A 25567-nucleotide genomic window follows, 5' to 3' on the forward strand; every position below is an offset into this window, starting at 1 on the left:
TTAGGTATCCACAACACAACACCATTTCATTACGCGTTTTACCTGTGATTTGTAACGATGCCGGTACTCACACCTACAGAAGAATTGTAGGTGCGAGTGCTCATCAAAGCGAAGATCGTCGAATCATGTTTTATTCGACTATTTAACTCCATGCATCAAGCGATTAATCAGAGGAGAGATTAGAAAAAGCAGTATTCCGGAACCAATGAGTGACCAGAAACCGAAGGTATAGCCACGCAACGCTGAACTGACAGTCATCCCTTCTTCACCACTCACAAAACTTGCGAAAACACCGGAAAGATTGTTACCTATTGCAGTGGATAAGAACCACCCGCCCATTGCAAAACCGACCAAACGTACCGGTGCCAATTTGGTCACCATCGATAAACCGATAGGAGAAAGGCATAATTCACCTACTGTCTGTATAACGTAGACAGCGATGAGTGACCAGAAGGGAATCATGTTAGATGCATTCAAAAGGTTAGATAGTGCATACATTAGGATTAAGAATCCGAATCCATTAAACATCAGACCAAAACTAAACTTACGTGGAATCGAGGGTTCTATTCTATATTTATCAAGTAATGACCAAATAACCGCAATGATGGGAGCAAGTAAAATAATGGCAAGTGGATTCACTGACTGGAACCATCCAACAGGGAACTCCCAATTGCTTAATATTTGTCGATCCACAATATTTTTTGCAAGAAAGTTGAAAGAACTTCCTGCTTGTTCAAAAAACATCCAGAACATGACATTAAAAACAAAGATAATCAGCATTGCGATGACACGATCTCTTTGAATCTTCCCATTACGTAATGCGGTTACTATCAATAATGTTGCCAAAACAGCAAAAAGCAGGCCAAGAATCCATGCCAGTGTTGTAGCGTTTAATTTGGCTAATAATAGATAGGCTAGTGGAATAGCCAATAGTGCCCCAAAGACGATTAAAAACGTCCGGAATATACTTTCCCCACCTTTTGGTGATAAACCGATCCCTTTTAATTGACGCTTTCCTATCCAGAACCACAATAGGCTTAAAAACATACCTATTCCTGATGCGATGAACACCACTTTGTAGTTTTGTTGCATCGGTGTACCGAATACTTGTCCTGCAAGCCAACTCGTTATTAGTGGGGAGATAAGAGAACCAGCATTGATGCCCATATAAAAAATGGTAAAACCACGATCACGACGTGTATCACCTTCAGCATATAATTGCCCAACCAACGACGAAATATTGGGTTTAAAAAGGCCATTACCAATCACGATAGTCGCTAGGCCTATCTCAAACATGGTTCTACTTGGTACTGTGATCAGAAATAGTCCACAAGCCATGATAACGGCACCAATAATAATTGAACGTTGATAACCAATAATTCGATCTGCTATAAAGCCGCCAAAGATCGCACTGGCATAAACCAACGCTAAATAAGCACCATATGTACTGTTTGCATTCCCTTCGCCAATAGCATTTCCATCAAAGAATTGAGTGACAATGTATAGTGTGAGTGCCCAACGGATGCCATAGAACGCAAATCTTTCCCAGAACTCGGCCATGAATAACATCCAGAGTGGCTTAGGATGGCCAAAAATAGTTTCAAATTCTGGAAGCTGTGTTGGTGGTATCGCAGGATACACCCTGTTTTTCACGGTAGTGTCGACGCTCATTGAAGATCTCTCGTATATTCAGGATGAAAAGGAATGGTCACTGATTTATATGAATAAAACATGAGCATCACCAAAGATGAGATTCATGTCAAACTCATCTTGACGATAAATTTTTTACGAAAATAAGTAATACATGGATGAATGAATTCCAATATTGACCCTGCGTTTTCTATGACTTTCTCGCATAAATGAATAACAATCAGTAGGGCATGATATCTGTATTGGTGATGTCGTTTTAGGCTGTTGCAACGTACTGAGATTATTTATATATCCACTGAACTAAACATGCTTGGCGGTTGTTAGAGTTCAGAATAACTCAACCAGGATGCACACACATGTAAGCCATACTTTTGCTAGCAAACTGTCACTTCTATCGTGAGATAGGTTTCCTATGAGCAGTATCTACACATTCACTTTCACACGTCTTGACGGACGGCCTCAAGCATTAGCAGATTGGCGTGGACAAGTACTGTTATTGGTCAACGTGGCATCGCGTTGCGGCTTTACTCCACAATATGCTGGGTTGGAGATGCTATGGCAACGTTACCGCGATGCAGGTTTGATTGTTATTGGCTTTCCATGCGATCAATTCGCTGGGCAGGAACCTGGGGATGAGGCCAAAATCGCTGAGTTTTGCACGCTGACCTATGGGGTGGATTTCCCAATGGCGGCGAAGATCAAAGTCAATGGAGCAGATGCACATCCACTTTGGCAATGGTTGAAGCACCGCCGCCGTGGTTTGTTCGGTGTGGCCGCGATTAAGTGGAACTTCACTAAATTTCTGATCGGACGCAACGGGCAACCCATTGCCCGTTATTCGCCAATCAAGTCACCGGAGCAATTGGAGGTGCATATCGTTCGTGCCTTAGGGGAGGAAGGGGGAGGGAATACTCATTGATCAACGAAAGCACGTTCAAATACGTAATCGCCGGGGCTACCTATACGTACTGAGGCATTGAAGCTACGTGCGTTCAATAAGGTGCGTAGATCAGCCAGCATTTGCGGGTTTCCACATAGCATGAAACGGTCGTTGGCCGGATCAATGATTGGTAAACCAAGCGTCTTTTGCATCGCGCCACTTTCAATCAGGTGGGTTAAGCGGCCACGGTTAGGGAAGTCCTCACGGGTTACCGCAGGGTAATAGAGAAGCTTCTTGCTAATCGTCTCGCCAAGCAATTCATGCTGCGGTAGTTCCTTTTCGAAGTAGTCACGGTAAGCAAGATCCTTACTGTAGCGCACACCATGAGTCAGGATGACTTTGTCAAATCGCTCATAGGTTTCTGGGTCCTTGATGATTGAGAGCCAGGGTGCAAGCCCAGTACCAGTCCCCAGTAAATACAGATGGCGTCCCGGATGTAAATCGTGAATCAATAGTGTGCCGGTGGGTTTTTTACCAACCAGAATTTTGTCTCCAGGTTTGATGTGTTGTAGCCGTGAGGTCAGCAGGCCGTTTTTTACCTTAATGCTTAAAAATTCCAGTTGCTCCTCCCAGTTGGCACTTGCAATGGAGTAAGCGCGTAAAAGCGGTCTTGTTTCTGTTTCCAAACCAATCATTACAAATTGGCCGTTTTCGAAGCGAAATCCAGTGTCACGGGTAGTAATGAAACTGAAGTAGGCATCGGTCCAGTGATGGACATGGATCACCGTTTCGGTACCGAAGGCGGGAGACATGGTGTGCGTTCTTCGAGAAAAATTAGGGTAGGAAAGGGTAGAAATTTTAGTGTAATGAACATCAATGAGAGTCAATCTAGAACATAAAGTGATTGACACCGGAAAAGATCATTCGTTCCGATGCCAAAGACACAGTGAATGCTAGATGCCGTCGCTGGTATTGATATCCGTATTTGCATCTGACAATTCGCTGGAGGAAGCGTCACGGACCTCTTGAGAGATTTTCATTGAACAAAATTGCGGTCCGCACATCGAACAGAATGCTGCTCGTTTATGCGCTTCTTTAGGGAGGCTCTCATCATGCAGTGCCAGTGCTTTTTCTGGATCCAAGCTGAGATGGAATTGATCTTGCCAGCGGAATTCAAAGCGTGCTTTAGAGAGTGCATCGTCACGTGCCTGTGCCGCTGGATGCCCTTTGGCAAGATCAGCCGCATGTGCCGCAATTTTGTAGGCGATGATGCCATCATGGACATCTTGCAAATTAGGCAGGCCAAGGTGCTCCTTGGGAGTCACGTAACATAGCATCGCTGTCCCATACCAGCCGATCATTGCCGCGCCAATTGCACTAGTAATGTGGTCGTAACCTGGGGCGATATCTGTAGTTAATGGACCTAGCGTGTAGAAAGGTGCCTCACCACAGGCGGCTAATTGCTTATCCATATTGGCCTTGATTAGCTGCATTGGGACGTGTCCAGGACCTTCTACCATCACCTGTACTTGGTGATTCCAGGCGATGTGGGTCAACTTGCCAAGAATCTCCAATTCAGCAAATTGAGCTGCATCATTCGCATCAGCGATGCAGCCTGGGCGCAATCCATCACCCAGAGAGAATGCCACGTCGTAGGCACGCATGATTTCACAGAGTTCCTCGAAATGCGTGTATAGGAAGTTTTCGCTGCGGTGTGCCTGACACCATCTAGCCATGATGGAACCGCCACGCGAGACGATTCCTGTTAAACGTGAAGCAGTCAGTGGGATAAAGTCTCGAAGGACTCCTGCATGCACGGTGACATAGTCCACACCTTGTTCGGCCTGTTCGATCAAAGTGTCACGAAACACGTCCCAACTCAGAGCATCAACATGTCCATCGACTTTCTCCAACGCTTGATAAATTGGCACCGTCCCCACAGGAACAGGTGAATTACGCAGAATCCATTCTCTAGTAGCATGGATGTCACGGCCAGTAGAGAGGTCCATGATTGTGTCTGCGCCCCAGCGGATCGCCCAAACCAGCTTCTCCACTTCTTCGGCAATACTGGAAGACAGGGCTGATGTTCCAATATTGGCATTGATTTTTGTCAAAAAGTTGCGGCCAATAATCATTGGCTCGCTTTCAGGATGGTTGATGTTATTAGGAAGAATGGCCCGGCCACGCGCGATTTCATCACGTACGAATTCAGGAGTGATGGGTGTGCCAACCAAAGCCCCCCAGGCATCACCCGCATGGCGCTGGCCGCGAAGATTTTCGACAGTTTGTTCACGGCGTTGTTGCTCACGGATAGCGACAAACTCCATTTCTGGAGTGACGAGACCACGTCGTGCATATTCCAGTTGCGTTACCGCGACATTGTCACGTGCACGCAGTGGCTGTGGCGGTGTAGGAAAAGGCGGTGCGGTGACAGATACCGACTCAGGTACTTTGAAATGCAACTTAGCTTCTACGGTATCGGCACGCTCATCAATCCAAGCAGTGCGTAATCGAGGTAGACCACACGCTAAGTCAATCGTAGCTTGCGGATCAGTGTAAATTCCCGAAGTGTCATAGAGCACCAGTGATAGATTCTCGTTTCCGCCGTATCGAGCTGAGCTGGGTGTGAGTGCGATTTCGCGCATTGGCACACGTATATCTTGGCGTGATCCGGTAACGTAAATTTTGCGTGCGCCAAGTAAAGGTGCAGTCACCTTCTCCGACAGCAAGTGGGTGGGAAGGGGGAGGGCAGTGGTGATGTTCACGATGGTTCGTCCAGAGAGTGACGGGACGAAGCGGCGGCGCGGCACCTTACGCCTGCCAGGGTGGCCATGCGGCGCGGTCCACGAAGCTTTCCTACGCCGGTGTAAACCGGATCAGGTTCGAAGGGTGTGTCTCAACCGCAGCTTGGCTACGGTACCCCCGCTTCAAAGTAAATTAGAACATAACAGTGAACAAAACTGGATGAGGTGTGGCTAAATTAAACGTCGAATGAAAGTAAATACTTCTAAGCGACATAGTTGAAGATGTTATCTTCAGTAAGCTTTTCTCGGTAGTTTCAGCAAACTCGAATCCCTTGAATCAGTTGAATCTTTTTCAGCCAACAGCCCACTTTTTCATATCTTCGCAGTCAATGGACTTCCGCTCAGAGTTACACTATTGCAATACCTACTGTGTGCCATGGAGTGATTACTGATGCGTTTTAACCTGTTGTCGCTTTTCGTTTTAGCTACATTGATAGCTATCGACTCCACTCATGCGGGCGAGGGCATGTGGGTTCCACAACAGCTTCCGGAAATTGCTGGCCCTCTAAAGCAGGCTGGCCTACAACTGTCACCAGAACAATTGTCCAATTTGACAGGTGACCCCATGGGGGCAGTGGTCTCTCTCGGCAATTGCACCGCGAGTCTGGTTTCACCAGAAGGACTTGTGATCACTAACCATCATTGCGCTTATGGTGCGATTCAGTTGAACTCCACGCCTAAAAAGAACTTAATCAAAGAAGGGTTCAATGCGTTGACTCAGGCTGATGAAGTCAGTGCCGGTCCGAATGCGCGTATTTACGTGCTTGAGCAGATTACCGATGTCACCGCTCAAGCTAAAGCTGCTCTGGCTGCTGCCGGTAATGACCCCTTCAAGCGTACGACGGCATTGGAGACATTCAGCAAACAAGAAATCGCCAAATGCGAGGAAGAGCAGGGTTATCGCTGCCAATTCTTCAGTTTCGCTGGTGGAAATACCTACAGAGTGTTCAAGAACCTGGAGATCAAAGACGTGCGTTTGGTTTACGCACCGCAGGGGAGTGTGGGTAAGTTCGGGGGCGACGTCGATAACTGGATGTGGCCGCGTCATACCGGTGACTTTTCTTTCTACCGTGCCTACGTCGGTAAAGACGGTAAACCAGCGAGCTTCTCTAAAGAGAACATACGCTACCGTCCCAAACACTGGCTGAAATTTAGCGATCAACCATTAGGTGATGGTGACTTCGTGATGGTCGCTGGTTACCCAGGACGTACCAATCGTTATGCTTTGGTGGCCGAATTTGAGAATACTGCTCAGTGGACTTATCCGGTGATTGGCCAGCATTTCAAGAATCTCATTGCTTTGATCGAGGCGGCTGGCAAACAGAATCCAGAAATTCAAGTGAAATATGCGAGCACTTTAGCTGGATTGAATAACACATCGAAAAACTTTGATGGTCAATTGGATGGCTTCCGACGCATTAATGCTATAGGTCAGAAACAGAGTGAAGAAACAGCAGTATTAGCTTGGTTGAAACAGCAGGGCATACGTGGACACGAAGCATTGGCTGCGCATCAAACATTGGTTGATCTGACAGAACAATACAAAGCAAATCAGGATCGTGATTTTGTATTGGGTCAGTTCAACGGAAGTGGTGTCATTGGTGTAGCGGTGAACCTATATCGCTTGGCAATCGAGCGCACAAAATCTGATGCCCAACGTGAAGCGGGATATCAGGAGCGCGATCTGCCAACCATTGAAGGCAACTTAAAGCAGATGGAGCGACGTTACTTACCGGAAATGGATCGCCAGATGCAGCAATACTGGCTCACCGAATACAACAAGCTTCCTGTCAAACAGCGTGTGGCTGCAATTGATGTTTGGTTGGGAGATGGCATCCCAGCAACCCTCAAGCGCTTGGATGACACCAAATTAAGCAGTTCTGAGGAAAGGCTGAAGTGGTTTAATGCCGACCGTGCAGCCTTCGAAAGCAGTCAAGATCCAGCGATCCGTTATGCGGTGGCCATCATGCCAGCATTACTGGAGATTGAACGTCAGAATAAAATCCGTACTGGAGAACTACTTAAAGCGCGTCCGATCTACTTGCAAGCCTTAGCTGACTACAACAAGAGTCATGGCAAATTTGTTTACCCAGACGCCAACTCATCATTACGTATTACCTTCGGCCACGTGAAAGGCTATTCACCCAAAGATGGCGTCCAGTACACACCGTTTACGACACTGCAGGGTGTCATGGCAAAGAATACAGGTGTCGAGCCGTTCGATTCACCGAAGTCACTGATTGATGCGATAAAGGCAAAGAGCTACGCTAATTTAGCTGATCAGCGTATTGGCACTGTCCCTGTGAATTTTCTATCTGACTTGGACATTACTGGCGGCAACTCCGGATCGCCAGTCTTAGATGCCCACGGAAAATTGGTGGGTTTAGCATTTGACGGTAATTGGGAGTCTGTCAGTAGTAATTGGGTATTTGATCCTGTGATGACTCGAACAATTGCAGTTGATAGTCGTTATGTACAGTGGATCATGACTGAAGTTGCACCAGCACCACGCCTACTAAAGGAATTGAATTTGTATCGTTAAACTGCTGCAAAATACAGCAGATATTCTTTCAGCCGCCGTCATTGCGGTGATGGCGGCTTTCCCATCATTAAGAGACTTTTTATAGCATGCGTATTTTGCTTGCTCGGCATGGAGAGACACTTTGGAATGCTGAAGGTCGCTATCAAGGCCAAATTGATATTCCTCTTTCTTCTGTTGGTGAGGCTCAGGCGCGTGCCCTTGGTGAGCGCCTACGGGATGTAGTCATTGCTCGTGCCGTGGCGTCCCCCTTACTACGGGCCCAATACACTGCACAACTGGCCTTGGGTGAAAGCCGCATAGCACAGTTATTGATTGAGCCGGATCTGAAAGAAATTGCCCACGGTGACTGGGAGGGCCTTTTAGATACTGAGATTCATGCAATGGATCCCACACGGCTGCACGCTTGGCGTAAAGCACCTGAGACAGTCATCATGCCTAACGGTGAATCACTGCACCAAGTCCTAGAACGCAGCTGGCGTGGTTTAACAACCGCCGCTGTTGGATTAGGGATTGACGATATCTTATTAGTCGTTGCGCATGATGCAGTCAACCGAGTGATCCTATGTCGAGTGCTGGGATTGCCATTGGCTCATTTATGGCGCTTCCATCAAGCACCGACTACGCTGAACCTCTTGGAAGGAAAGAATATTGACCAACTACAAGTAGTACGCTTAAACGATTGCAGTCATCACACCCCGTTCTTTGGTGAAGCTAAACATCGCGCTTTATAAGCGCCCACCTGATGGACATAATATGCATTATGTGAATTTTCATTGCTGAATTTTTCACTTATTGACTGTGCTTGAGATGGGTTAGGGCAGGTGATTCCTGCGCCTATTAATAGTGTCGCGGCAGTGGCTGTTAGTCGTTTGTATAGTGTTTTCCATGCTTTTTTTTCCTCTTCTGTTCTTGCCGTTTCTTCGCGTATTAGTACTGCTATTGATGGGTCTTCTTTCGCTAGTTTTATCGCTGCCATTAGGTGTTCATCTGTAATTCTTCGCTCATCTTTTCGCCATTGCATTATTGTTTGTCCCGATACTTTTAGTGCTTCTGCTATGGCTGCGTCGCTTTTTCTTGAGCATGATTCTTTTGCTTTGTCAAGCAATTTATTTAGTGTACTCATATCACCTGCCTGTTGACAATCATCACCTCCTAGTTTACGTTATCTGATATCACCTATAGGGTGATATCACCTTCCCATTCATCCTACCCTGGATGGGGAGGTGTTCTAGACAGGGTAGGGCACGGTAGGAGTGTTGAAATGTTGAAAATTGTTGAGCATTACCCAGCTGAAGGGATGTCTTTTAAGTCTTTGGGTGATCAAAGCGAAATATCTGCGCCTTCTGGTGTTCCGGTGACTGATCAGGCTGATTCTTGTGATCTGTCCCCTAGAGTCGGTCCTTTACTTGCTGGTATTAAGGAAGTAATGGATGACTTGAACTCAGCTTTAGATAACTTTCACCTTTTAGATTTTTCAGGATTTGACACTCATAAGGAAGTGTTGTTCAAATGGCTTGATATTGTTGTTGGTTTTCTAGATGCTCGTGATGATTTGGAGTTTCTTGTTAATAAAATACCATCTATAGATATATCTCTTGTGTCTAAGGATGTGTGATATGTCTGGGCTATCAGGTTTTGATAATAATCCTCTTTCTGCTCAGCAGTATATTTCTCTTATGAATACATCTTTTTCTACTATTGAATCTAATGTTGAGATTATTCAAGGTGTTTTAGTGCGCATGTATCGTATTACTTCTAAGGTTTCAAATGAGTTTATATTCGATAAGATTCATTTAATGTATATCAATACAATGGATATTGTTTCTGAGCTTGAAGAATTGAAACACCGTTTATCTTCTCTTTCTTATGCGGATTACTGACACTGAGCGGGGTGCACGTATGGCATTAAATATTGCTGAGATGTACGTTCATCAGTTGGAACTTTGGCCAGATAGTTTGTCTCAGCAGTTTGATTTTTGGATGTCTGTGCGTGCTGCGGCATTAGATCAATTAGATGAGTGTTATTTATTGAGGCAATCATTAGTATGATTGATTTATGGAATTGCGAGAAGCTGAGTTTTGAATGTCTCTTTTTGGTTAGGGTGGCTATTTCTATACTTGTTTCTATTATTGCTGGGGTTTTTGCATGCTTTTTCATTTATCTAATTGTTTGGTGCTTGTCTTCTGCCTTTGGATGGGTATTAATTCCCATATCGTTCGCTTTTTTTGTTTATTACGTTATTCAAAGCATTCATAATCAAATATAGTTTTTTTGGTGAATTTTTGATGGTGCATTTTATTCAGAGTGTCTATTCAAAATATGCTTTGATTCGGTCTTTTTTTTATTTTCCGTTTGCTACGCTTTTTATTAATTTTCTCTTTTCGTGTTTTTTGTTGATGTTGGCGTGTGTTTGTTTGGTTTTATTAGTTCTTGTTCAGCCAACTTCTGGTTTTCAGGATTATTTTTTGCATTCTGTGTCTCATTCTTTGTCTTCACCTGTTGCTTCATTGTGTCTTTACACTTTTGCTTTTTCTCTCTGCAATTGTGTTTTTAGAACCTGTCATCTTCTCTGTTGGGGATTATGGGGGCGTCGTGATTCTTTGGCCTTTAATCGTTCTTAATTTTTATGTGGAGGTATTTAGTGTCTCGTCGCTCTTCTTCTTCTGATTCTGCGGTTTATGTTAATTTTTCGGAGCGTGAGCGTCGTGCTGATGTTGAGAAGGCTGCTCGCTTATATGAGACGCGTCGCGATCGTGTAGAGCCGTCTTATGTGTTTCCTGCTCCGTCCGGTGAAAAGGGGGTTGGCCCGAACAGTAATACGGGCCAAAAGGGTGTTGTTGGGTCTTATCCTGTTTCTATCGATTATTTGACGGTTGTTTTTAGTTATGCCCGTTTGGCAGAGGCGGGTTATTTTGATGAGCCTCGTTTTCTTCTTTACTTGTTATTTGGTTTGAGCGTTGATGATGTCATCGTGGGTTCTCATACCTCTGTGCGTTGGCATTTTTATAATTCAAGTGCTTCTATTATAGATTCTAATGGGGATCTGGTTGGCAAGATTGGTTGGGATGGCAATGCGGATTCGTATTGTATTAGTTTGACGGGTTCGGCTTGCCGTTATATTCATGATTGGTCAAAGGTGAAACGTTCATTGGCTTCTTTGGATGCGCGGATTACTCGTTGTGATGTGGCTTATGATGACTATGACGGTATATTAGGGACGGTTCGGCATCATGAGGCCCTTGCGCGTGAGCATTTAGCTCCTGCCGGTGGTTGTTTGTTGTTTTCTTCTGGTGGGACTCCTCCGCGTACGCGTTTTCTAGATGATCATGGGGGCGGGTCTGGGTGTACGTTGTATGTGGGGCAACGTGGGCATAAGCAATTGTGTATTTATGAGAAAGGCAAGCAGCTTGGTGTAGCTGAATCTCCCTGGGTGCGTTATGAGGTGCGTTTATATGCAAAGCATGCTGTGATTCCTTTTGATTTATTAGAAGAACCTATGCGTTATTTGCGTGGCTCTTATGATTATTTGTGCCAGTTATTTTCTTCTGTTGTTGTTTCTCCTGTGAGTCGTATTCGGACGGTGGTGAAGCATGTGGAGGCGACAGGTGAGGCGTTGGTTCGCTGGCTGCGTCGTCAGGTTGGGCCTGCGTTAGGGGTGTTGCGTCAAGCGTTGGGGTGTGGGTTTTCTGATTTTATTGTTGATCGTGTGGAGCGTGAGGGTTTGCCTTCTCGTTTTCGGCGTATTTGTAGGGGAGGGGATTTACCTGCGTATTTGCGAGAAACGTTAGTGGATTGTTCTGTGGGCGTGTGTGTGTGAGTTAGTGAGGGTTTATTTTATTTTATTTAATGATTAGGTGATTTATGTCTATTGTGAGAGTGAAAGATACTGTTCTTATTGAGCGTTCTGTGAATACTAAGATGGGGCCGCAGGTTTTTCGGGAACAGCGTGCCTCTGTGGTGATGGGAGGGGCGTATGAAACTGTATTTAACTTGAAGTTGGGGACTGATCCATTATATTTCACCGGTGATTATTTAATCCATCCTGATTCTTATGGGACAGATGATTATGGGAACTTGGTATTAAGACGTATTAAGTTGATTTCTTTATCTTCTGCATTAAAGGAGTTTGCTAGTAAGGAATCCGTTTCTCTTGTTTCTTCTAAGGTCGCTTAGGAGAGTTGAACATGGCGGTGGCAGTGTTGCTTGTTCCTGCATGTCGTGATGTGGACATAGATGCAGTGAGCGGCAAATGTGCTGCCGTCGTGTGGGTGCCTCAGCCGTCGATGTTCCCTGAGTTGAGTATTGCCGATGCGCAATCCATCGGTGCTGCTATCTTGTTGTTATGGGCTGTGGCGTATGTGTTTCGTGTGTTACGTAGACTATTTTGAGGTTGAATATGTTAAAACGTGTGTTATCTGTAGCTAGGCCGTCGGTTATTTGGGGTGGTCTTGTTTCTCTGTTATTTTCGCCTGCTGTTTTTGCGGCTGATGCGGGCGGGTCTGGAATTGATGTAGGTGCAATTATCGAGGCAATTAAGGCAGCAATAGGCCCTGTGGGGCAAATTGGTATTGCCGTTCTCAGTGTTACTGTGCTTCTTCATGTTTACAAATGGATTAGAAAGGCATTTTAAGGCGTATTTATTTTTTTTTGTTTGTGTTGAGGTGGGCGGGGAAGGGGTGTTTTGAATAATGCCCCTTCCCAGGGAGAAGGGGGCGTATCGTGTTTGGTTTTATATTTTTGTTCGCGTTGTGTATTGCGGGCATGATTATTTTTTGGGACTAGCCGCGATGCGTCGTGTTATTTTTCTTTTTTTTCTTGTTTTTTGTTCTAGTGTGTTCGCCGCGCCTAAGTGTTCTGCTCCTATTGCTACTCCTGCATCTGGAATATTTTCAGATCAAGCAGAAGCCTATGGGGCTGCTCAAAGTAATCTTCAGTATCAGCTTTGTATGAGTGGCTATACAAATACTGGGCGTGTTAAGACTGGTGATAGGCAATATGTAGTTGTCTTGGATAGTCCTTCTGCTGTTGTCGATTATTATAGTTATTATACGTCTTGTTCTGAAAAGCAGAATGATGTCTATACCTTTTCTGATAATTATTATTCTAATTTTAATAATGGCACGCGTTCTTGTTTTGTTGGTTGGAAGCCGTCTGCAAATTCGTCATCTTGTGAAGTTGTGATGCATGCTGATGCTGCGACGCATAGAATTATTGCGGTTCATACAGGAACAGTATGTGATGCGTTGAATTATAAGGACGACTGTCTTTCACATCCTGGTTATGTATATAAATCGGGCGGGTCTGGTGCCGTTTCGGCTGTGGAAGGATATGGGGATTGTGTTCCGGCAAAGCCTCAATGTTCTTTGGATCAGAAAAACGTAGGCGGTGTCTGTGTTGATAAATGTCCTGATGGGATGTTGGAGGACCCTGTTAGGCATGAGTGCGAATTTGATCGTAAGGAGTGTCCTCTGGGCCAGATGCGTGCTCCTGATGGGACTTGCGTGAAAACTTCTGACTCGTGTCCTAGTGGTCAGGCTCGCGGTGCAGATGGTGCGTGTAAGCGGGATAAAGACGGCGATGGTAAGCCAGATGATGAGCAATCCGGTAAGGATGGGGATGAGGGGAGGTCTTCTTTTTCGTGGTCTGGTGGGTGTGATGTTGCTCCGTCGTGTTCTGGTGATCCGGTGCTGTGTGGTCAAGTGCGTATTCAGTGGCGTATTGAGTGCAATTTGCGTCCTGATGTAAAGGTGAGCGGTGGCGGGTGTGACTCTGTTCCGGTATGTACTGGCAAGAAATGCGATGCGATGGAGTACAGTTCGTTAGTTTTGCAGTGGCGTACGGCGTGCGCTGTGGAGCGTGCTACAGGAGTAGCCTCGGGCGGTAGTGGTGATAGGGATCCCAATGTGGCAGCGATAAAAGATGCGTTAACAGGGAAGGATGGTGTTGTTGATACGGGGGATGAGGGCAAGCCATCTTCAGCTTTTTCGGATGGGTCTTCAGCAGGAGGTGATGACAAGGACGCTTCAAAGTTTGATGACCAGGGGCGGGGGTATTCCCGCTCGTGTTTTGAGCCTTTAACTGTGGATGTGTTCGGCAGTGAGCTCACGATTGATCTTTCGCCTTTGTGCCAGTTTTTTCAGGTAGGTGGCAGGCTGGTTCTTTTATTCTCTGCGCTGTCTAGTTTTCGGATTATTAGCGGTATTTCTAAGGAGTAGCGGTAATGCCTACTTTTTTGGCGGCTCTGCTAACAGGGCTGTTTAATTTATGCAAGTCCAAGCTGGGCTATTTTGTGGCTACTGCATTTGTCTGGTTGGGCATTAATTGGGGGTCTTATCATTTTGTAATTTCTCCCCTAGTTGAGCAGTTATATACGTACGTCGATAGTGTGGGGACTGCTGGCGGGCGGTTTGGCGAACTAGCTTTAAGGGCTTTGGGTCTTCTTAACTTTGATCGTGCTTTGACGATGATTATTTCTGCGTATGTGAGTAGGTTTGCCATGCTCAATGGCCGGTTGTATCTGTTTAAGCGAGGTTATGGAGTGGCTCCTCCAGCTTCTCCAAAGCATGAGCCGTTTATTCCACCAGCGGGGTAATGTTATGCCTATTCATGTTATTACTGCGCTTCCTGGTGGTGGGAAAACAGCCATTATGGTTGAGATGCTAGAGGCAGAAGCCAAGATTGGTGCACGTCCGTTATTTGCGGCGGGTATTGATGGTCTTCAGCCTGGTCTTGCTACTGTGCTTGATGATCCTTCACAGTGGAATGCTAAGGATGCTTATGGCAATTATGTTGTTCCTGATGGTTCTCTAGTTTTTGTGGATGAAGCATGGAAGTGGTTCGGTATGAAGTATGGTGGTAGCGGTATGCGTCAGACTACGCCAGATCATGTGCGGGCGCTTGCCGAGCATCGTCATCGCGGTTTGGATTTTGTATGGACAACACAGCAAGCTCATAAGCAGCTCTATTCTTTTGTTCACGGTTTAATTGGTCGTCATACCTTTATTAAGCGTCGTTTTGGTACGCGTTTTCTTGATGTGTGGGAGTGGGATGAGATGGTGGAGAATGTGAACTCTGTCTCTAATCGTGAGTTTTCACGCCACCAGGTGCGTACACTTCCTAAGCATGTCTATAGTTTGTATGAGTCTGCTGAGATTCATACGATCAAGTCTCGTATTCCCTTGCGGCTTCTTCTCATTCCTTTGTGTGCTGTTTTGTTTTTTGTTTGTGTGTGGAATGCCTGGCGTAGTTTGCGTCCTGATGCTATTGGCACCACGTTGTTTGGCCAGCAGTCCCCACAAAAGGCGGAGCCTGCGAAGCCGGTGGGGACTGCCAGCCGGTCATCTGGGGGGACTGTAGGAGGAGGGCAAGCTCCGCGCTGGGCAACAGCTGTTGCTTATGCGCGAGATCATTTGCCGCGTTTTCCTACGATGCCGTGGACGGCTCCTATTTTTGACAGTCGTTCTTTGACGGCGGACCCTCAATTGATCTGTATGTCTGGCGGTGAAGGTTTGGATGCCCAGGGGCATTATAAGGGGGCATCTTGTACGTGTTACACGGAGCAGGGCACGCTATATGATCTTTTGGAGGCTGAATGTCGGCGTATTGCACGCTCTGGGCCTGTTTACAATCCGTATCGTGAACGTGTTCAGGATCGTGCTGCGGTGCAGCAGTCTGGTTCATCTGGTCCGGTGATGCCTGTCAATACTGAGGTGCGTAGTGTGTCTTTTTCTTCTGCGGGGTCGCTTCCATGAGATTTTGCTACCATAGTTTATTGTCGATGTCAATAGATGCATATATCTTACATCTTGTCAATAGTTTATGAATTGTTCATAATCTGAAAAGTAATTCATACTTTTGATGGATTGTCAATAACGCAATTATCATGCCATTTATGATTCATTCATAATTAATTTATTTTATATTCATAATTGTATGTGCAGGGTAGGGCAGTCTGATTTTTTATTGATGTATTTCTCAGATTAGTGAAATAGTTTGATAAATAAAGTTGCTGCTGTCGCTCCTGCTGCCATGAGTCCGCTAGCTATTACTACTGGATACCATTTTGATTCTTTAGATACTTTTAGTGTTTCTTCTATTAGTTTTTGTGTACGTGCATTCATTTCTTGTGTACGTGCATTCATTTCATTGATGTGTGCGTTCATTTCTTGGGTGTGTGTGGTTACCTCGTGAATTTCAGCTTGAATCTTTGCTGTTTCTGAGATTAATTTTGTAATTTGTATTCTTTGTTCATCTATGATCTCTGCGTTGTGTTCTTTTTGGGTCATTGTCATTTTTCCTAGTGTTTTCTTTACATAGTGTAGATCACTGAGGGGTGTAGGGGGCTAGCCCCCTACGGAGACGCTTTACGCTTTTGTTGGCGTTGTATCAGCACTTGCCTTAATACGATGATCGACGCGGTTCCATTGGCTGTGTGCCTTCTTTTACGCAAAACCGTTTTTTGAGATGCGTTAGTGATGCGCTGCGGATCGGATGCGGCACAGCCGCCTTGTGGCGCTGCCGCTCGCGCTTCTTCCATCATTTTTTGCCATTCTTGCGCTAGTGAGCAGGTCAGCGATAACCATCTCAGTTGCCATTCTTCAATGGCTTTTCTTTCTGGTGTGACTAGCTTTCCGTTGATGAATGCGAATCCTGTCCAGTTTCCTGTTAGTTTTTGATTTGGAATCTCATTGCTAGTCATTGTGCGTGCGCTAGTGGTGTCCCTGTATGTCTCTTTTTGAGACTAATTGCTAGTTCTCGTACCCATCTTCTCCAGCGGACATAATATGCATTATGCGAAGTGAGGGAAAAAGGGAAAAAAGAAAAAAGAAAAAAAAGAAAAACGCACTAATAAAAGGGATACAAAAGAAACTAAACAGCTTAAAAAACATACAAGCCATACAGACAGCCACATAAAGGATGAAATACCCAACCAAGTCCTCACAGGAAACTGGACAGGATTCGCATTCATCAACGGAAAGCTAGTCACACCAGGAAGCGCGAGCAGCAGCTCCACAAGGCGGCTGTGCCGCGTCCGATCCGCAGCGCATCACTAACGCACCTCAAAAAAAACGGTTTTGCGTAAAAGAAGGCACACAGCCAGTGAAACCGCGTCGATCATCCAATTAAGGCAAGTGCTGATACAACGCCAACAAAAGCACAAAACGTCTCCGTAGGGGGCTAGCCCCCTACACCCCCTTAGTGATCTACACTATGTAAAGAAAACACTAGAAAAGATGAAAATGACCCAAAAAGAACACAACGCAGAGATCATAGATGAGCAAAAAATACAAATTGCAAAATTGATCTCAGAAACAGCAAAGATCCAAGCTGAAATTCACGAAGTAAACGCACACACACAAAAAATGATGAAAGAAACCCTAAAACTCACAACAGAATCAAAATGGTATGCAGTAGTAGTAGCTAGTAGCCTGATTGCAGCAGGAGCGACAGCAGCAACCTTATTTATCAAACTATTTCACTAATCTGAGAACTACATCAATAAAAAATCAGGCTGCCCTCCCCTGCATATACAATTATGAATATAAAATAAATGAATTATGAATGAATCATAAATGGCATGATAGTTGCGTTATTGACAGAAGAATAAAAATATGAATGAAAATCTTTTATAGGGACCAAAAAACTAACGCGAAAACGAAGAAACACGCCCTAAATCATCACGATGCTCATAGCCAGGTGATTCCGGAAACGTCCCCATAGCACGCTCCCCTTCTCTATCATACTTCCCTGAACGGCAGGGGCTCCGCTCGCATCACTCGCTGCGCTCGCAATACTCCCTGCGCCCTGTTGATCACGAGATAAATTATATAAACGCGGGTCCGTCTCACGAACAGGCTCCCGCCAAGGCCATGCTGTCGCTACCAAAACATGACTAAGGACAGAAATACGAACCCCATAAGAATGCACAGAGACATCAAAACCCAAAGCACGCAACTGTTCTAAATCAAGCTGCTCAATCACCAAATTCTCCGTATTAATCCATTGCACCCAAGCACGATACTCATGCCCCACCTGGGCAAGCACAGCCAAACGCAACCGACCCTTAGCATTAAGATCAAAAATATAACGTTGCTCAGGCCCCAAATCTGACAAAGGATCAACAGGAGGTACCACAGGAGCAGACACGTCTTGATGCACAGGACCAGAAACAACCTGACCAGGTTTAAACACTTGTCCTACACCCGAAGAGGAAGAACTAGAAACATCATGAGCAGAAAGACTAGTACTCCGAAAAAAACGAGAATAAAAATGAAACCCCACAACACCAACTGCCAAGAAAAAAATAGCCTTTATTAGCATCACTGCCCAGACTGTTCTCTTACCCTGAGAATACACCTCCGTATTGCGTGCCCCTGGGGCATACCCATCATAAAGAGGAAAAATAGACGCATCATATTTAAACGTCTGACTCCCCACCTTTTCAAACTTACCTGCCGCCACAGTATGGTAATACGTCACACGATAACGATTCTTGAGACCAACAACCGTCAATTTCTGAAAACTATGCTTACGTTCAATACGTGCACGAATCGCAGGATGCATCCGCTTAATCCACTGCGTCATCAGCACTGCATCACCGCCATTCTGACCCAATAACGCCCAGAAATTCTCTATCTGAGGCGCTAACGGTGCACGAGATTCAACATAAAACTCATGCACCTCATCAATAACGATCAACACATCCTTAAAACTATCTTCAATACACCATTCGCCGTCAACTTCATCACGATAACAAACGAATGTATTTAATACATCATCCGTATTGACAACAAAAAGAAGTTCACGAATACGAGCCTCTGACATCACGCAAACCATTCAAACGTGCATAAACACGACGCCCCTCACGAAGAGCAGGAAGAATATGATGCTTCACTGCATCGTAACTTTTCCCAGAACGAGGCACACCCTCATTAAAGACCAACATCACCAAATACCTAAAGTCAACAAACGCCTAAATATAGAAAAAACAATCGCCGCACTAATCACGCGCATAGAATTAGATAACTGAAATACGTCAGCAAACCACACGACTGTACTACCAGCCTTACCTAACATATCCCCCAAGCTTTGCTGCTTCAGAAAATCAGGCCAAGGCAATACACCCACAACAAATAAAATCAATGAAAAACAAAAATCACAAAACAAAACAAAAACATCAGAGACAAAATCAGCTAAAGCAAGAAACATCTTAGTGATTAAATCCCAAATCCACTGCGTAAGATCAGTTAACCACGCAACCCTTAATATAAACATGATTCCTCCAACCTAACGCAAGGTAGCAATACGAACAGCAAAATAAGAAGCAATCGCAAAAATAATATAACCAGCGGACCTCAAAAAACTCAAAAAAACACCGCTGCAATGATAATCAAATGTCATTTCTGGCCAATACGCAGAAGCAGACAACGTAAATATAGGACATTCCCCAGATGCGGAAATGGTTAAAAAGGAAGAAATACCAGAAATAAAAGGAAGATCATTTACCTTAGCCTGATATCCTGATACGACGGTATCCAATGTCTTACCATTACGTTTATAAAGAACACCAGTCCCTGAAGGTGAACCACTACCAGGTGTATCCTTATCACCACCTGATTTATCACCGCCACCCGACTTATCACTACCGCCGCCACTACTCTGACCACCAGAACTACTAGAACCACCGCTAGAACCGCCACCAGAAGAACCAGTAGAAGCAAATGTAGTTGTATTATAATTGTTATAAGTATTATTAATAATCTGAGTAGATGTGCCCTTACCATCTACACGCCAATCACCCTTATCCTTAGGCGCGTCCACAGGAGCAATAACTGGAACATCAACTTTATTCAATGTTGCTGCATGATTACCATCAGAAGCAATCTGAGTTCCCACCTCACCTGGTTTCCAACAATACTGATGCCCAGTCGATGAAGTAGCACAATATTTACCGTCCGGCCTCACACACTGCGTTAATGTGCCCATATGTGTACATTCATCTTTAACGACATCCTGAACAGGAGGCGTATCCTGACTAGACTCAGAAGAAGAACCTGGCGGAGAAAGAACACACAAATTCCCATTAGGGGTCATACCAGGCAAAACATACCTAACCTTGCCGTCATCTTGTCCTACACCAATAATCCCATGAGAACGATCCAAATCATAAGAACAACCATCATAACAAGCCGTAGACGGAACACGCACACCAGAAGGAAGCGTTAAACCAAGAAGTGATTTAGGAGAACGCGTAAGACAAGTTTTCCCCTCAGGATAAACCCGCTGAAAATAGACCAGACTATTACTACAACTATCAGAAGAGGGATAACCGGGCGCAGTGGTATACCCCCCAAAACCAATAATATGACCATCATCAGTCATAGGACAATCAACCACCTGCAAACCAGGAATATTACTATCCTTCAATTGATTAGAACGCCACATCTGATAACTTGCACTAGCGATAGCATAAGCCTCGCCCCTATCTAAACACTGACCAGGGTCCCAATGCGGCTCACCAATCTCGCAAGCAAAACTAAAACGAGAAATAAAAAGAATCACAAAAAAAACGAGTATGCGAAAAATACTCATGAAGCATCCAGCCCCTTAACAGCAGCCCATCCGCATAAAGCACCCAAGAAACAAGAGAATAAAGTAATCATCAAAGCACACACCCCCACCAGCCGGTGAAGAGCGACACAAAAAGTGTCGCTCCAATAATTTAACCGAAGAAACCAGCGACTTTTTTCGCACCCCACTTAGTAAAACCTACCAATGCAATTAAAGCAGCAGCACCAATGAGAGCCGCCGCCGCCGATTTAACATCGAGTCCAGATAAAATATCAGCCATACATCACCTCGTTTATTGATTATCGGCTATCAAAAAATGTCGCAACGGTGCCGATAATACGCGCCACGACATACCAACCAATCACAGTAAAAGCCACAGTGGTAGAGGTCTGAATAACAGTTTTTATATCAGGCACCTCAAACACACGTTGCACCAACTGATAAACCCCATACTCTGACCCGCTGACCAATACATACCCCGTACAGTCAGACACACCTTGACCTGTAGCTACCAAGGTACCATCAGCTTTTAAAGAGACGCAGAGGGCCATGACTTAACAAACATTCCCAAGACAAGAAAAAAAACATAATCAACAAAAAACAACAAAAAAAAACTCTACACACCAACACAAAAACAAAGAAATAACTAAAACAAAAAACGATAACACGACACTAATCAGGACACCTTAGAAGAAACAACAGAAAGAGGTTCCTTACTAGCAAACTCCTTTAATGCAGAAGATAAAGAAATCAACTTAAGACGTCTTAATACCAAGTTTCCATAATCATCTATCCCATAAGAATCAGGATGGATTAAATACTCACCAGGGGGATACAAAGGTGCCGAACCCAACTTCAAGCTAAATACAGTTTCATATGCGCCCCCCATCACCACAGCAGCACGCTGTTCCCGAAAAATCTGCGGCCCCGTCTTAGTATTTACAGAACGCTCAATAAGAACATTATCTTTCACTCTCACAATAGACATAAATCACCTAATAATTAAATTTAAAGAAATCCATAATGACTTACACACACACGCCCACAGAACAATCTATTAACGTCTCTCGCAAATACGCAAGCAAATCCCCTCCCCTACAAATACGCCGAAAACGAGAAGGCAAGCCCTCACGCTCCACACGATCAACAATAAAATCAGAAAACCCACACCCCAACGCTTGACGCAACACCCCTAACGCAGGCCCGACCTGACGACGCAGCCAGCGAACCAACGCCTCACCTGTCGCCTCCACATGCTTTACCACCGTCCGAATACGACTCACAGGAGAAACAACAACAGAAGAAAATAACTGGCACAAATAATCATAAGAACCACGCAAATAACGCATGGGTTCCTCTAATAAGTCAAAAGGAATCACAGCATGCTTGGCATATAAACGCACCTCATAACGCACCCAGGGAGATTCAGCCACACCAAGCTGCTTGCCTTTCTCATAAATGCACAATTGCTTATGCCCACGTTGCCCCACATACAACGTACACCCAGACCCGCCTCCATGATCATCTAGAAAACGCGTACGCGGAGGAGTCCCACCAGAAGAAAACAACAAACAACCACCCGCAGGAGCTAAATGCTCACGCGCAAGGGCCTCATGATGCCGAACCGTCCCCAATATACCGTCATAGTCATCATAAGCCACATCACAACGAGTAATCCGCGCATCCAAAGAAGCCAATGAACGTTTCACCTTTGACCAATCATGAATATAACGGCAAGCCGAACCCGTCAAACTAATACAATACGAATCCGCATTGCCATCCCAACCAATCTTGCCAACCAGATCCCCATTAGAATCTATAATAGAAGCACTTGAATTATAAAAATGCCAACGCACAGAGGTATGAGAACCCACGATGACATCATCAACGCTCAAACCAAATAACAAGTAAAGAAGAAAACGAGGCTCATCAAAATAACCCGCCTCTGCCAAACGGGCATAACTAAAAACAACCGTCAAATAATCGATAGAAACAGGATAAGACCCAACAACACCCTTTTGGCCCGTATTACTGTTCGGGCCAACCCTCTTTTCACCGGACGGAGCAGGAAACACATAAGACGGCTCTACACGATCGCGACGCGTCTCATATAAGCGAGCAGCCTTCTCAACATCAGCACGACGCTCACGCTCCAAAAAATTAACATAAACCGCAGAATCAGAAGAAGAAGAGCGACGAGACACTAAACACCTCCACATAAAAATTAAGAACGATTAAAGGCCAAAGAATCACGACGCCCCCATAATCCCCAACAGAGAAGATGACAGGTTCTAAAAACACAATTGCAGAGAGAAAAAGCAAAAGTGTAAAGACACAATGAAGCAACAGGTGAAGACAAAGAATGAGACACAGAATGCAAAAAAATAATCCTGAAAACCAGAAGTTGGCTGAACAAGAACTAATAAAACCAAACAAACACACGCCAACATCAACAAAAAACACGAAAAGAGAAAATTAATAAAAAGCGTAGCAAACGGAAAATAAAAAAAAGACCGAATCAAAGCATATTTTGAATACACACTCCGAATAAAATGCACCATCAAAAATTCACCCAAGAAAACTATATTTGATTATGAATGCTTTGAATAACGTAATAGACAAAAAAAAGCGAACGATATGGGAATTAATACCCAGCTAAAGGGAGAAAACAACAACCAAACAATTAGATAGATGAAAAAGCATGCCAAGGCCCCACAAAGAATAGAAAGAACTGCAACAATAGCCACCCTAACCAAAAAGAGACATTCAAAACTCAGCTTCTCGCAATTCCATAAATTGATCATTGATGAAACCAAAGAATTTTAAAAATTTCAAAACACAAAATAACAGCAGCTACAATAAGAGAATAAAAGGAAGAGATAAAAACAAAAACATGGACTTGACGCTCTCTAGTTAAAAAACGTGCAGCACAAAGATTAAGAATACCGGAAATAACCACTAAAAAAAGAATAAAGACATTAATCATACTAATGATTGCCTTAATAAGTAACACTCATCCAGTTGTTCTAATGCTGCAGCACGGACAGACATCCAAAAATCAAACTGCTGAGACAAACTATCTGGCCAAAGTTCCAACTGATGAACGTACATCTCAGCAATATTTAATGCCATACGTGCACCCCGCTCAGTGTCAGTAATCCGCATAAGAAAGAGAAGATAAACGGTGTTTCAATTCTTCAAGCTCAGAAACAATATCCATTGTATTAATATACATTAAATGGATCTTATCGAATATAAACTCATTTGAAACCTTAGAAGTAATACGATACATGCGCACTAAAACACCTTGAATAATCTCAATATTAGATTCAATAGTAGAAAAAGATGCAGTCATAAGAGAAATATACTGCTGAGGTGAAAGAGAATCACTATAAAAAACTGATAGATTAGACATGCGAAAGCGCCTTGAATAAACAGACTATTTATACTCTCTTATATTCTTAAGAAGAAACTCTAAATTGCTACAAGCATCCAGAATACAAACAGTAATATCACGCCTTCTATGAAACATCCCTATATCACATTCCCGAAAACCTAAAGTGTCAAAATTCCTTTGAGCTATAATCAAGTCACCTAATACTTTTTCAATACCAGCAATTAAAAAAACCAATACCCGAAGACGCATTAGAAGCCCGCTCCTGATCAGTAACAGAAACCTTAGAAGCCGCAGATACTTGGCTTTGATCCCCCAAAGACTTAAAAGACACCCCCTCAGCTGGATAACGCTTAAAAGTTTTCAACATCTCAACACTCCTACCCTGCCTAGAATACCTCCCCATCCAGGGTAGGATGAATGAGGAGGTGATGTGGAGTATCACTCCACAATTACGTTGTAAACTAGAATTCAACATGCGTCAACTACCAATCCACATGAAAGCTAAAAAAATACTACTTGACAAAGCAATATCAATGTGCATTCCGGCAAATGGAGAAACGCTAGGAAAAAAAATAGGTGTCAGCCGATCAGCAGTTAGCAAATGGCGAAAAGGCGGAGTGATAACCGAAAAACACGCAGCAGAACTAGCAGCCATAGCAAAACTCAATGGCGAGATAGTTGTAAAAGTGCTGGAAGAACAAGCAGAAACAAGAGCACAGAGGCAGGTATGGCAATCAATACTAAACCTGATAAATGCAACGGCAAAAGTAGAAACAACGGACTCTGCGAACGAGCCAATTAAACTGGTGGGCCGTGCTGGAATCGAACCAGCGACCAGCGGATTAAAAGTCCGATGCTCTACCGACTGAGCTAACGGCCCAAGACCACAATCTTCCGCACATTGAAATGCAGCTGTCTATTTTACAGCAAGAGTAACGAGCAGGGTAACTCCATATAGCGAGTCGGGTCGACAACACCAGCATCAGCGAATCCGGCCACACGTAGTTTGCAAGCGTCGCAGCGCCCGCAAGCGCGCCCGTCGACATCTGCACGATAACAAGACACGGTCAATCCAAAGTCCACGCCATGCAGCAGACCTTCATGAACAATCTCCGCTTTACTGAGAAACTGTAATGGCGCATGTACGTGTAACTGAGTCCCCTCAACGCCGACTTTGGTTGCCAGATTAGCCAGCGTTTCGAAGGCCGTGATGAACTGCGGGCGGCAATCGGGATAACCTGAATAATCAACGGCGTTAACACCGCAGAATATATCGGCCGCACCGATGACTTCAGCCCAACCTAATGCGAGTGACAACATGATGGTATTACGTGCTGGCACATAGGTCACGGGAATACCCTCGCCACCTGCGTCTGGTATTTCGATGTCGTCAGTCAGTGCCGAACCACCGATGCTGCGTAGATCCACGTCCACAACTTTATGTGCAACCACGTTTAGCGCCCTGGCGATCCGTACGGCTGCGTCCAACTCGGAAGTATGGCGCTGACCGTAACGTATGCTTAAAGCGTGCACCATAAATCCCTGCGATTGGGCGATGGCGGTGACCACAGCAGAGTCCATACCTCCGGATAACAAGATAACAGCTTTCTTCATATAGAAACTTTAGAGTCAAAGTTTGAAAAATCAGGGGGATAGAAACAAGAGGGATAGAAACATCTAACAGCAATCATAAGCAAACGTCGCTATGACAATAAGCTGTTTC

31 protein-coding genes, 1 tRNA gene, 2 pseudogenes and 1 riboswitch are annotated in these 25567 nt (G+C 44.6%); of the genes and pseudogenes, 15 read left to right on the forward strand and 19 right to left on the reverse strand.

Going from position 1 to position 25567, the window contains the following annotated elements; translation table 11 throughout:
* Positions 1-138: 138 nt before the first annotated feature.
* Positions 139-1671: a peptide MFS transporter gene (locus F7G16_RS08300; RefSeq protein ID WP_004572910.1), complete on the reverse strand. Its 1533-nt coding sequence runs from the start codon at positions 1669-1671 to the stop codon at positions 139-141.
* A 391-nt stretch (positions 1672-2062) separates the two neighbouring features.
* Between F7G16_RS08300 and F7G16_RS08305 the strand changes: the two genes are divergently transcribed.
* On the forward strand, positions 2063-2569 hold the full coding sequence (locus F7G16_RS08305; protein ID WP_004572911.1) for a glutathione peroxidase: 507 nt from the start codon (positions 2063-2065) through the stop codon (positions 2567-2569).
* Here the strand turns inward: F7G16_RS08305 and F7G16_RS08310 are convergent.
* Both F7G16_RS08310 and thiC read right to left on the reverse strand, forming a co-directional pair.
* Complete coding sequence (locus tag F7G16_RS08310; protein WP_004572912.1) at positions 2563-3342, reverse strand: ferredoxin--NADP reductase; 780 nt, start codon at positions 3340-3342, stop codon at positions 2563-2565. The genes F7G16_RS08305 and F7G16_RS08310 overlap by 7 nt on opposite strands.
* 141 nt (positions 3343-3483) lie before the next feature.
* Positions 3484-5295: a phosphomethylpyrimidine synthase ThiC gene (gene thiC / locus F7G16_RS08315; RefSeq protein WP_011097836.1), complete on the reverse strand. Its 1812-nt coding sequence runs from the start codon at positions 5293-5295 to the stop codon at positions 3484-3486.
* 70 nt (positions 5296-5365) lie between these two features.
* Positions 5366-5464, reverse strand: a riboswitch (TPP riboswitch).
* 336 nt (positions 5465-5800) lie between these two features.
* On the opposite strand from thiC, the gene F7G16_RS08320 reads away from it, so the two are divergent.
* Together F7G16_RS08320 and F7G16_RS08325 are read left to right on the forward strand one after the other, a co-directional pair.
* Positions 5801-7876 carry a S46 family peptidase gene (locus F7G16_RS08320; protein ID WP_172632655.1) on the forward strand — a complete coding sequence of 692 codons (2076 nt, stop codon included), beginning with the start codon at positions 5801-5803 and terminating at the stop codon, positions 7874-7876.
* 86 nt (positions 7877-7962) lie between these two features.
* Positions 7963-8607, forward strand: coding sequence for a histidine phosphatase family protein (locus tag F7G16_RS08325; protein WP_004572916.1), 645 nt, complete (start codon positions 7963-7965; stop codon positions 8605-8607).
* On the opposite strand, the gene F7G16_RS08330 is transcribed toward F7G16_RS08325, so the two are convergent.
* Positions 8565-8999, reverse strand: coding sequence for a DUF3693 domain-containing protein (locus F7G16_RS08330; RefSeq protein ID WP_011097837.1), 435 nt, complete (start codon positions 8997-8999; stop codon positions 8565-8567). The genes F7G16_RS08325 and F7G16_RS08330 overlap by 43 nt on opposite strands.
* Before the next feature lie 138 nt (positions 9000-9137).
* Between F7G16_RS08330 and F7G16_RS08335 the strand changes: the two genes are divergently transcribed.
* From F7G16_RS08335 to F7G16_RS08380, 10 genes are all read left to right on the forward strand, one after another.
* Complete coding sequence (locus tag F7G16_RS08335; RefSeq protein ID WP_038232916.1) at positions 9138-9491, forward strand: hypothetical protein; 354 nt, start codon at positions 9138-9140, stop codon at positions 9489-9491.
* A 1-nt stretch (position 9492) separates the two neighbouring features.
* A complete protein-coding gene (locus F7G16_RS08340; RefSeq protein WP_038232919.1) occupies positions 9493-9756 on the forward strand; it encodes a hypothetical protein in 264 nt (87 codons plus the stop codon).
* Positions 9743-9925 (forward strand): hypothetical protein, encoded by a 183-nt coding sequence (locus F7G16_RS08345; protein ID WP_038232921.1) that lies wholly within the window; start codon positions 9743-9745, stop codon positions 9923-9925. The genes F7G16_RS08340 and F7G16_RS08345 overlap by 14 nt, the downstream gene beginning before the upstream one ends.
* Positions 9926-10518: 593 nt before the next feature.
* Positions 10519-11694 (forward strand): replication initiation factor domain-containing protein, encoded by a 1176-nt coding sequence (locus tag F7G16_RS08350; RefSeq protein WP_041581123.1) that lies wholly within the window; start codon positions 10519-10521, stop codon positions 11692-11694.
* Between the two features lie 44 nt (positions 11695-11738).
* Positions 11739-12050 (forward strand): single-stranded DNA-binding protein, encoded by a 312-nt coding sequence (locus tag F7G16_RS08355; RefSeq protein WP_011097842.1) that lies wholly within the window; start codon positions 11739-11741, stop codon positions 12048-12050.
* Positions 12051-12061: 11 nt separating this feature from the next.
* Positions 12062-12265, forward strand: a complete 204-nt coding sequence (locus F7G16_RS08360; RefSeq protein ID WP_038232929.1) for a major capsid protein — start codon at positions 12062-12064, stop codon at positions 12263-12265.
* 8 nt (positions 12266-12273) lie between these two features.
* Positions 12274-12507: a major capsid protein gene (locus F7G16_RS08365; protein ID WP_012382572.1), complete on the forward strand. Its 234-nt coding sequence runs from the start codon at positions 12274-12276 to the stop codon at positions 12505-12507.
* A 157-nt stretch (positions 12508-12664) separates the two neighbouring features.
* On the forward strand, positions 12665-14092 hold the full coding sequence (locus F7G16_RS08370) for a virulence factor TspB C-terminal domain-related protein (protein WP_011097844.1): 1428 nt from the start codon (positions 12665-12667) through the stop codon (positions 14090-14092).
* A gap of 5 nt (positions 14093-14097) precedes the next feature.
* On the forward strand, positions 14098-14469 hold the full coding sequence (locus F7G16_RS08375; RefSeq protein ID WP_011097845.1) for a DUF2523 family protein: 372 nt from the start codon (positions 14098-14100) through the stop codon (positions 14467-14469).
* Positions 14470-14473: 4 nt separating this feature from the next.
* Entirely contained in the window at positions 14474-15628 is a 1155-nt protein-coding gene (locus tag F7G16_RS08380; RefSeq protein ID WP_038232934.1) for a zonular occludens toxin domain-containing protein, read from the forward strand.
* A gap of 228 nt (positions 15629-15856) precedes the next feature.
* Here F7G16_RS08380 and F7G16_RS08385 read toward each other — a convergent pair whose 3' ends face one another.
* Positions 15857-16168, reverse strand: a complete 312-nt coding sequence (locus tag F7G16_RS08385; RefSeq protein ID WP_011097847.1) for a hypothetical protein — start codon at positions 16166-16168, stop codon at positions 15857-15859.
* A gap of 59 nt (positions 16169-16227) precedes the next feature.
* Positions 16228-16575 carry a hypothetical protein gene (locus F7G16_RS08390; protein ID WP_011097848.1) on the reverse strand — a complete coding sequence of 116 codons (348 nt, stop codon included), beginning with the start codon at positions 16573-16575 and terminating at the stop codon, positions 16228-16230.
* Between the two features lie 535 nt (positions 16576-17110).
* Between F7G16_RS08390 and F7G16_RS08400 the strand changes: the two genes are divergently transcribed.
* On the forward strand, positions 17111-17359 hold the full coding sequence (locus F7G16_RS08400; RefSeq protein WP_004091326.1) for a hypothetical protein: 249 nt from the start codon (positions 17111-17113) through the stop codon (positions 17357-17359).
* A 161-nt stretch (positions 17360-17520) separates the two neighbouring features.
* Here F7G16_RS08400 and F7G16_RS08405 read toward each other — a convergent pair.
* The 11 genes and pseudogenes from F7G16_RS08405 to F7G16_RS12290 form a co-directional block, all read right to left on the reverse strand.
* Positions 17521-18822: pseudogene (locus F7G16_RS08405) on the reverse strand (zonular occludens toxin domain-containing protein).
* Positions 18822-19151 (reverse strand): hypothetical protein, encoded by a 330-nt coding sequence (locus F7G16_RS08410; protein ID WP_011097857.1) that lies wholly within the window; start codon positions 19149-19151, stop codon positions 18822-18824. Before F7G16_RS08410 ends, F7G16_RS08405 begins: the two are co-directional and overlap by 1 nt.
* A gap of 12 nt (positions 19152-19163) precedes the next feature.
* Positions 19164-20468: a hypothetical protein gene (locus tag F7G16_RS08415; RefSeq protein WP_011097858.1), complete on the reverse strand. Its 1305-nt coding sequence runs from the start codon at positions 20466-20468 to the stop codon at positions 19164-19166.
* Between the two features lie 130 nt (positions 20469-20598).
* Complete coding sequence (locus tag F7G16_RS08420) at positions 20599-20727, reverse strand: hypothetical protein (RefSeq protein WP_011097859.1); 129 nt, start codon at positions 20725-20727, stop codon at positions 20599-20601.
* A gap of 19 nt (positions 20728-20746) precedes the next feature.
* Positions 20747-20998: a hypothetical protein gene (locus tag F7G16_RS12285; RefSeq protein WP_004089393.1), complete on the reverse strand. Its 252-nt coding sequence runs from the start codon at positions 20996-20998 to the stop codon at positions 20747-20749.
* Between the two features lie 125 nt (positions 20999-21123).
* A complete protein-coding gene (locus tag F7G16_RS08430; protein WP_011097860.1) occupies positions 21124-21435 on the reverse strand; it encodes a single-stranded DNA-binding protein in 312 nt (103 codons plus the stop codon).
* Between the two features lie 40 nt (positions 21436-21475).
* The gene (locus tag F7G16_RS08435; RefSeq protein ID WP_011097861.1) at positions 21476-22651 is read right to left on the reverse strand and encodes a replication initiation factor domain-containing protein; all 1176 of its coding nucleotides are present in this window, start codon (positions 22649-22651) and stop codon (positions 21476-21478) included.
* 778 nt (positions 22652-23429) lie between these two features.
* On the reverse strand, positions 23430-23612 hold the full coding sequence (locus F7G16_RS08440; RefSeq protein ID WP_004089744.1) for a hypothetical protein: 183 nt from the start codon (positions 23610-23612) through the stop codon (positions 23430-23432).
* A complete protein-coding gene (locus F7G16_RS08445; protein WP_004089743.1) occupies positions 23599-23862 on the reverse strand; it encodes a hypothetical protein in 264 nt (87 codons plus the stop codon). Before F7G16_RS08445 ends, F7G16_RS08440 begins: the two co-directional genes overlap by 14 nt.
* Before the next feature lie 190 nt (positions 23863-24052).
* Positions 24053-24211 (reverse strand): hypothetical protein, encoded by a 159-nt coding sequence (locus tag F7G16_RS08450; protein WP_155274696.1) that lies wholly within the window; start codon positions 24209-24211, stop codon positions 24053-24055.
* 111 nt (positions 24212-24322) lie between these two features.
* Positions 24323-24499 carry a hypothetical protein gene (locus tag F7G16_RS12290; protein ID WP_225621731.1) on the reverse strand — a complete coding sequence of 59 codons (177 nt, stop codon included), beginning with the start codon at positions 24497-24499 and terminating at the stop codon, positions 24323-24325.
* Positions 24500-24530: 31 nt separating this feature from the next.
* Here F7G16_RS12290 and F7G16_RS12805 point away from each other — a divergent pair.
* Positions 24531-24647 (forward strand): annotated as a pseudogene (locus tag F7G16_RS12805) (DUF3693 domain-containing protein); the annotation flags it as partial.
* Position 24648: 1 nt separating this feature from the next.
* On the opposite strand, the gene F7G16_RS08460 reads toward F7G16_RS12805, so the two are convergent.
* Positions 24649-24724, reverse strand: a tRNA-Lys gene (locus tag F7G16_RS08460).
* Between the two features lie 41 nt (positions 24725-24765).
* Complete coding sequence (queC, locus tag F7G16_RS08465; protein ID WP_004089734.1) at positions 24766-25458, reverse strand: 7-cyano-7-deazaguanine synthase QueC; 693 nt, start codon at positions 25456-25458, stop codon at positions 24766-24768.
* Between the last annotated feature and the right edge of the window lie 109 nt (positions 25459-25567).

Source organism: Xylella fastidiosa, from assembly GCF_011801475.1.
Lineage (GTDB): Bacteria > Pseudomonadota > Gammaproteobacteria > Xanthomonadales > Xanthomonadaceae > Xylella > Xylella fastidiosa.

What these genes read in the sequence shown, in the direction of transcription:
- F7G16_RS08300 (WP_004572910.1), bottom strand. Translation starts at nt 1,671, where the DNA reads ATGAGCGTCGACACTACCGTGAAAAACAGGGTGTATCCTGCGATACCA.
- F7G16_RS08305 (WP_004572911.1), top strand. Translation starts at nt 2,063, where the DNA reads ATGAGCAGTATCTACACATTCACTTTCACACGTCTTGACGGACGGCCT.
- F7G16_RS08310 (WP_004572912.1), bottom strand. Translation starts at nt 3,342, where the DNA reads ATGTCTCCCGCCTTCGGTACCGAAACGGTGATCCATGTCCATCACTGG.
- F7G16_RS08320 (WP_172632655.1), top strand. Translation starts at nt 5,801, where the DNA reads ATGTGGGTTCCACAACAGCTTCCGGAAATTGCTGGCCCTCTAAAGCAG.
- F7G16_RS08325 (WP_004572916.1), top strand. Translation starts at nt 7,963, where the DNA reads ATGCGTATTTTGCTTGCTCGGCATGGAGAGACACTTTGGAATGCTGAA.
- F7G16_RS08330 (WP_011097837.1), bottom strand. Translation starts at nt 8,999, where the DNA reads ATGAGTACACTAAATAAATTGCTTGACAAAGCAAAAGAATCATGCTCA.
- F7G16_RS08335 (WP_038232916.1), top strand. Translation starts at nt 9,138, where the DNA reads ATGTTGAAAATTGTTGAGCATTACCCAGCTGAAGGGATGTCTTTTAAG.
- F7G16_RS08340 (WP_038232919.1), top strand. Translation starts at nt 9,493, where the DNA reads ATGTCTGGGCTATCAGGTTTTGATAATAATCCTCTTTCTGCTCAGCAG.
- F7G16_RS08345 (WP_038232921.1), top strand. Translation starts at nt 9,743, where the DNA reads ATGCGGATTACTGACACTGAGCGGGGTGCACGTATGGCATTAAATATT.
- F7G16_RS08355 (WP_011097842.1), top strand. Translation starts at nt 11,739, where the DNA reads ATGTCTATTGTGAGAGTGAAAGATACTGTTCTTATTGAGCGTTCTGTG.
- F7G16_RS08360 (WP_038232929.1), top strand. Translation starts at nt 12,062, where the DNA reads ATGGCGGTGGCAGTGTTGCTTGTTCCTGCATGTCGTGATGTGGACATA.
- F7G16_RS08365 (WP_012382572.1), top strand. Translation starts at nt 12,274, where the DNA reads ATGTTAAAACGTGTGTTATCTGTAGCTAGGCCGTCGGTTATTTGGGGT.
- F7G16_RS08370 (WP_011097844.1), top strand. Translation starts at nt 12,665, where the DNA reads ATGCGTCGTGTTATTTTTCTTTTTTTTCTTGTTTTTTGTTCTAGTGTG.
- F7G16_RS08375 (WP_011097845.1), top strand. Translation starts at nt 14,098, where the DNA reads ATGCCTACTTTTTTGGCGGCTCTGCTAACAGGGCTGTTTAATTTATGC.
- F7G16_RS08380 (WP_038232934.1), top strand. Translation starts at nt 14,474, where the DNA reads ATGCCTATTCATGTTATTACTGCGCTTCCTGGTGGTGGGAAAACAGCC.
- F7G16_RS08385 (WP_011097847.1), bottom strand. Translation starts at nt 16,168, where the DNA reads ATGACAATGACCCAAAAAGAACACAACGCAGAGATCATAGATGAACAA.
- F7G16_RS08390 (WP_011097848.1), bottom strand. Translation starts at nt 16,575, where the DNA reads ATGACTAGCAATGAGATTCCAAATCAAAAACTAACAGGAAACTGGACA.
- F7G16_RS08400 (WP_004091326.1), top strand. Translation starts at nt 17,111, where the DNA reads ATGAAAATGACCCAAAAAGAACACAACGCAGAGATCATAGATGAGCAA.
- F7G16_RS08410 (WP_011097857.1), bottom strand. Translation starts at nt 19,151, where the DNA reads ATGTTTATATTAAGGGTTGCGTGGTTAACTGATCTTACGCAGTGGATT.
- F7G16_RS08415 (WP_011097858.1), bottom strand. Translation starts at nt 20,468, where the DNA reads ATGAGTATTTTTCGCATACTCGTTTTTTTTGTGATTCTTTTTATTTCT.
- F7G16_RS08420 (WP_011097859.1), bottom strand. Translation starts at nt 20,727, where the DNA reads ATGGCTGATATTTTATCTGGACTCGATGTTAAATCGGCGGCGGCGGCT.
- F7G16_RS12285 (WP_004089393.1), bottom strand. Translation starts at nt 20,998, where the DNA reads ATGGCCCTCTGCGTCTCTTTAAAAGCTGATGGTACCTTGGTAGCTACA.
- F7G16_RS08430 (WP_011097860.1), bottom strand. Translation starts at nt 21,435, where the DNA reads ATGTCTATTGTGAGAGTGAAAGATAATGTTCTTATTGAGCGTTCTGTA.
- F7G16_RS08440 (WP_004089744.1), bottom strand. Translation starts at nt 23,612, where the DNA reads ATGCGGATTACTGACACTGAGCGGGGTGCACGTATGGCATTAAATATT.
- F7G16_RS08445 (WP_004089743.1), bottom strand. Translation starts at nt 23,862, where the DNA reads ATGTCTAATCTATCAGTTTTTTATAGTGATTCTCTTTCACCTCAGCAG.
- F7G16_RS08450 (WP_155274696.1), bottom strand. Translation starts at nt 24,211, where the DNA reads ATGTTGAAAACTTTTAAGCGTTATCCAGCTGAGGGGGTGTCTTTTAAG.
- F7G16_RS12290 (WP_225621731.1), bottom strand. Translation starts at nt 24,499, where the DNA reads ATGGCTGCTAGTTCTGCTGCGTGTTTTTCGGTTATCACTCCGCCTTTT.
- queC (WP_004089734.1), bottom strand. Translation starts at nt 25,458, where the DNA reads ATGAAGAAAGCTGTTATCTTGTTATCCGGAGGTATGGACTCTGCTGTG.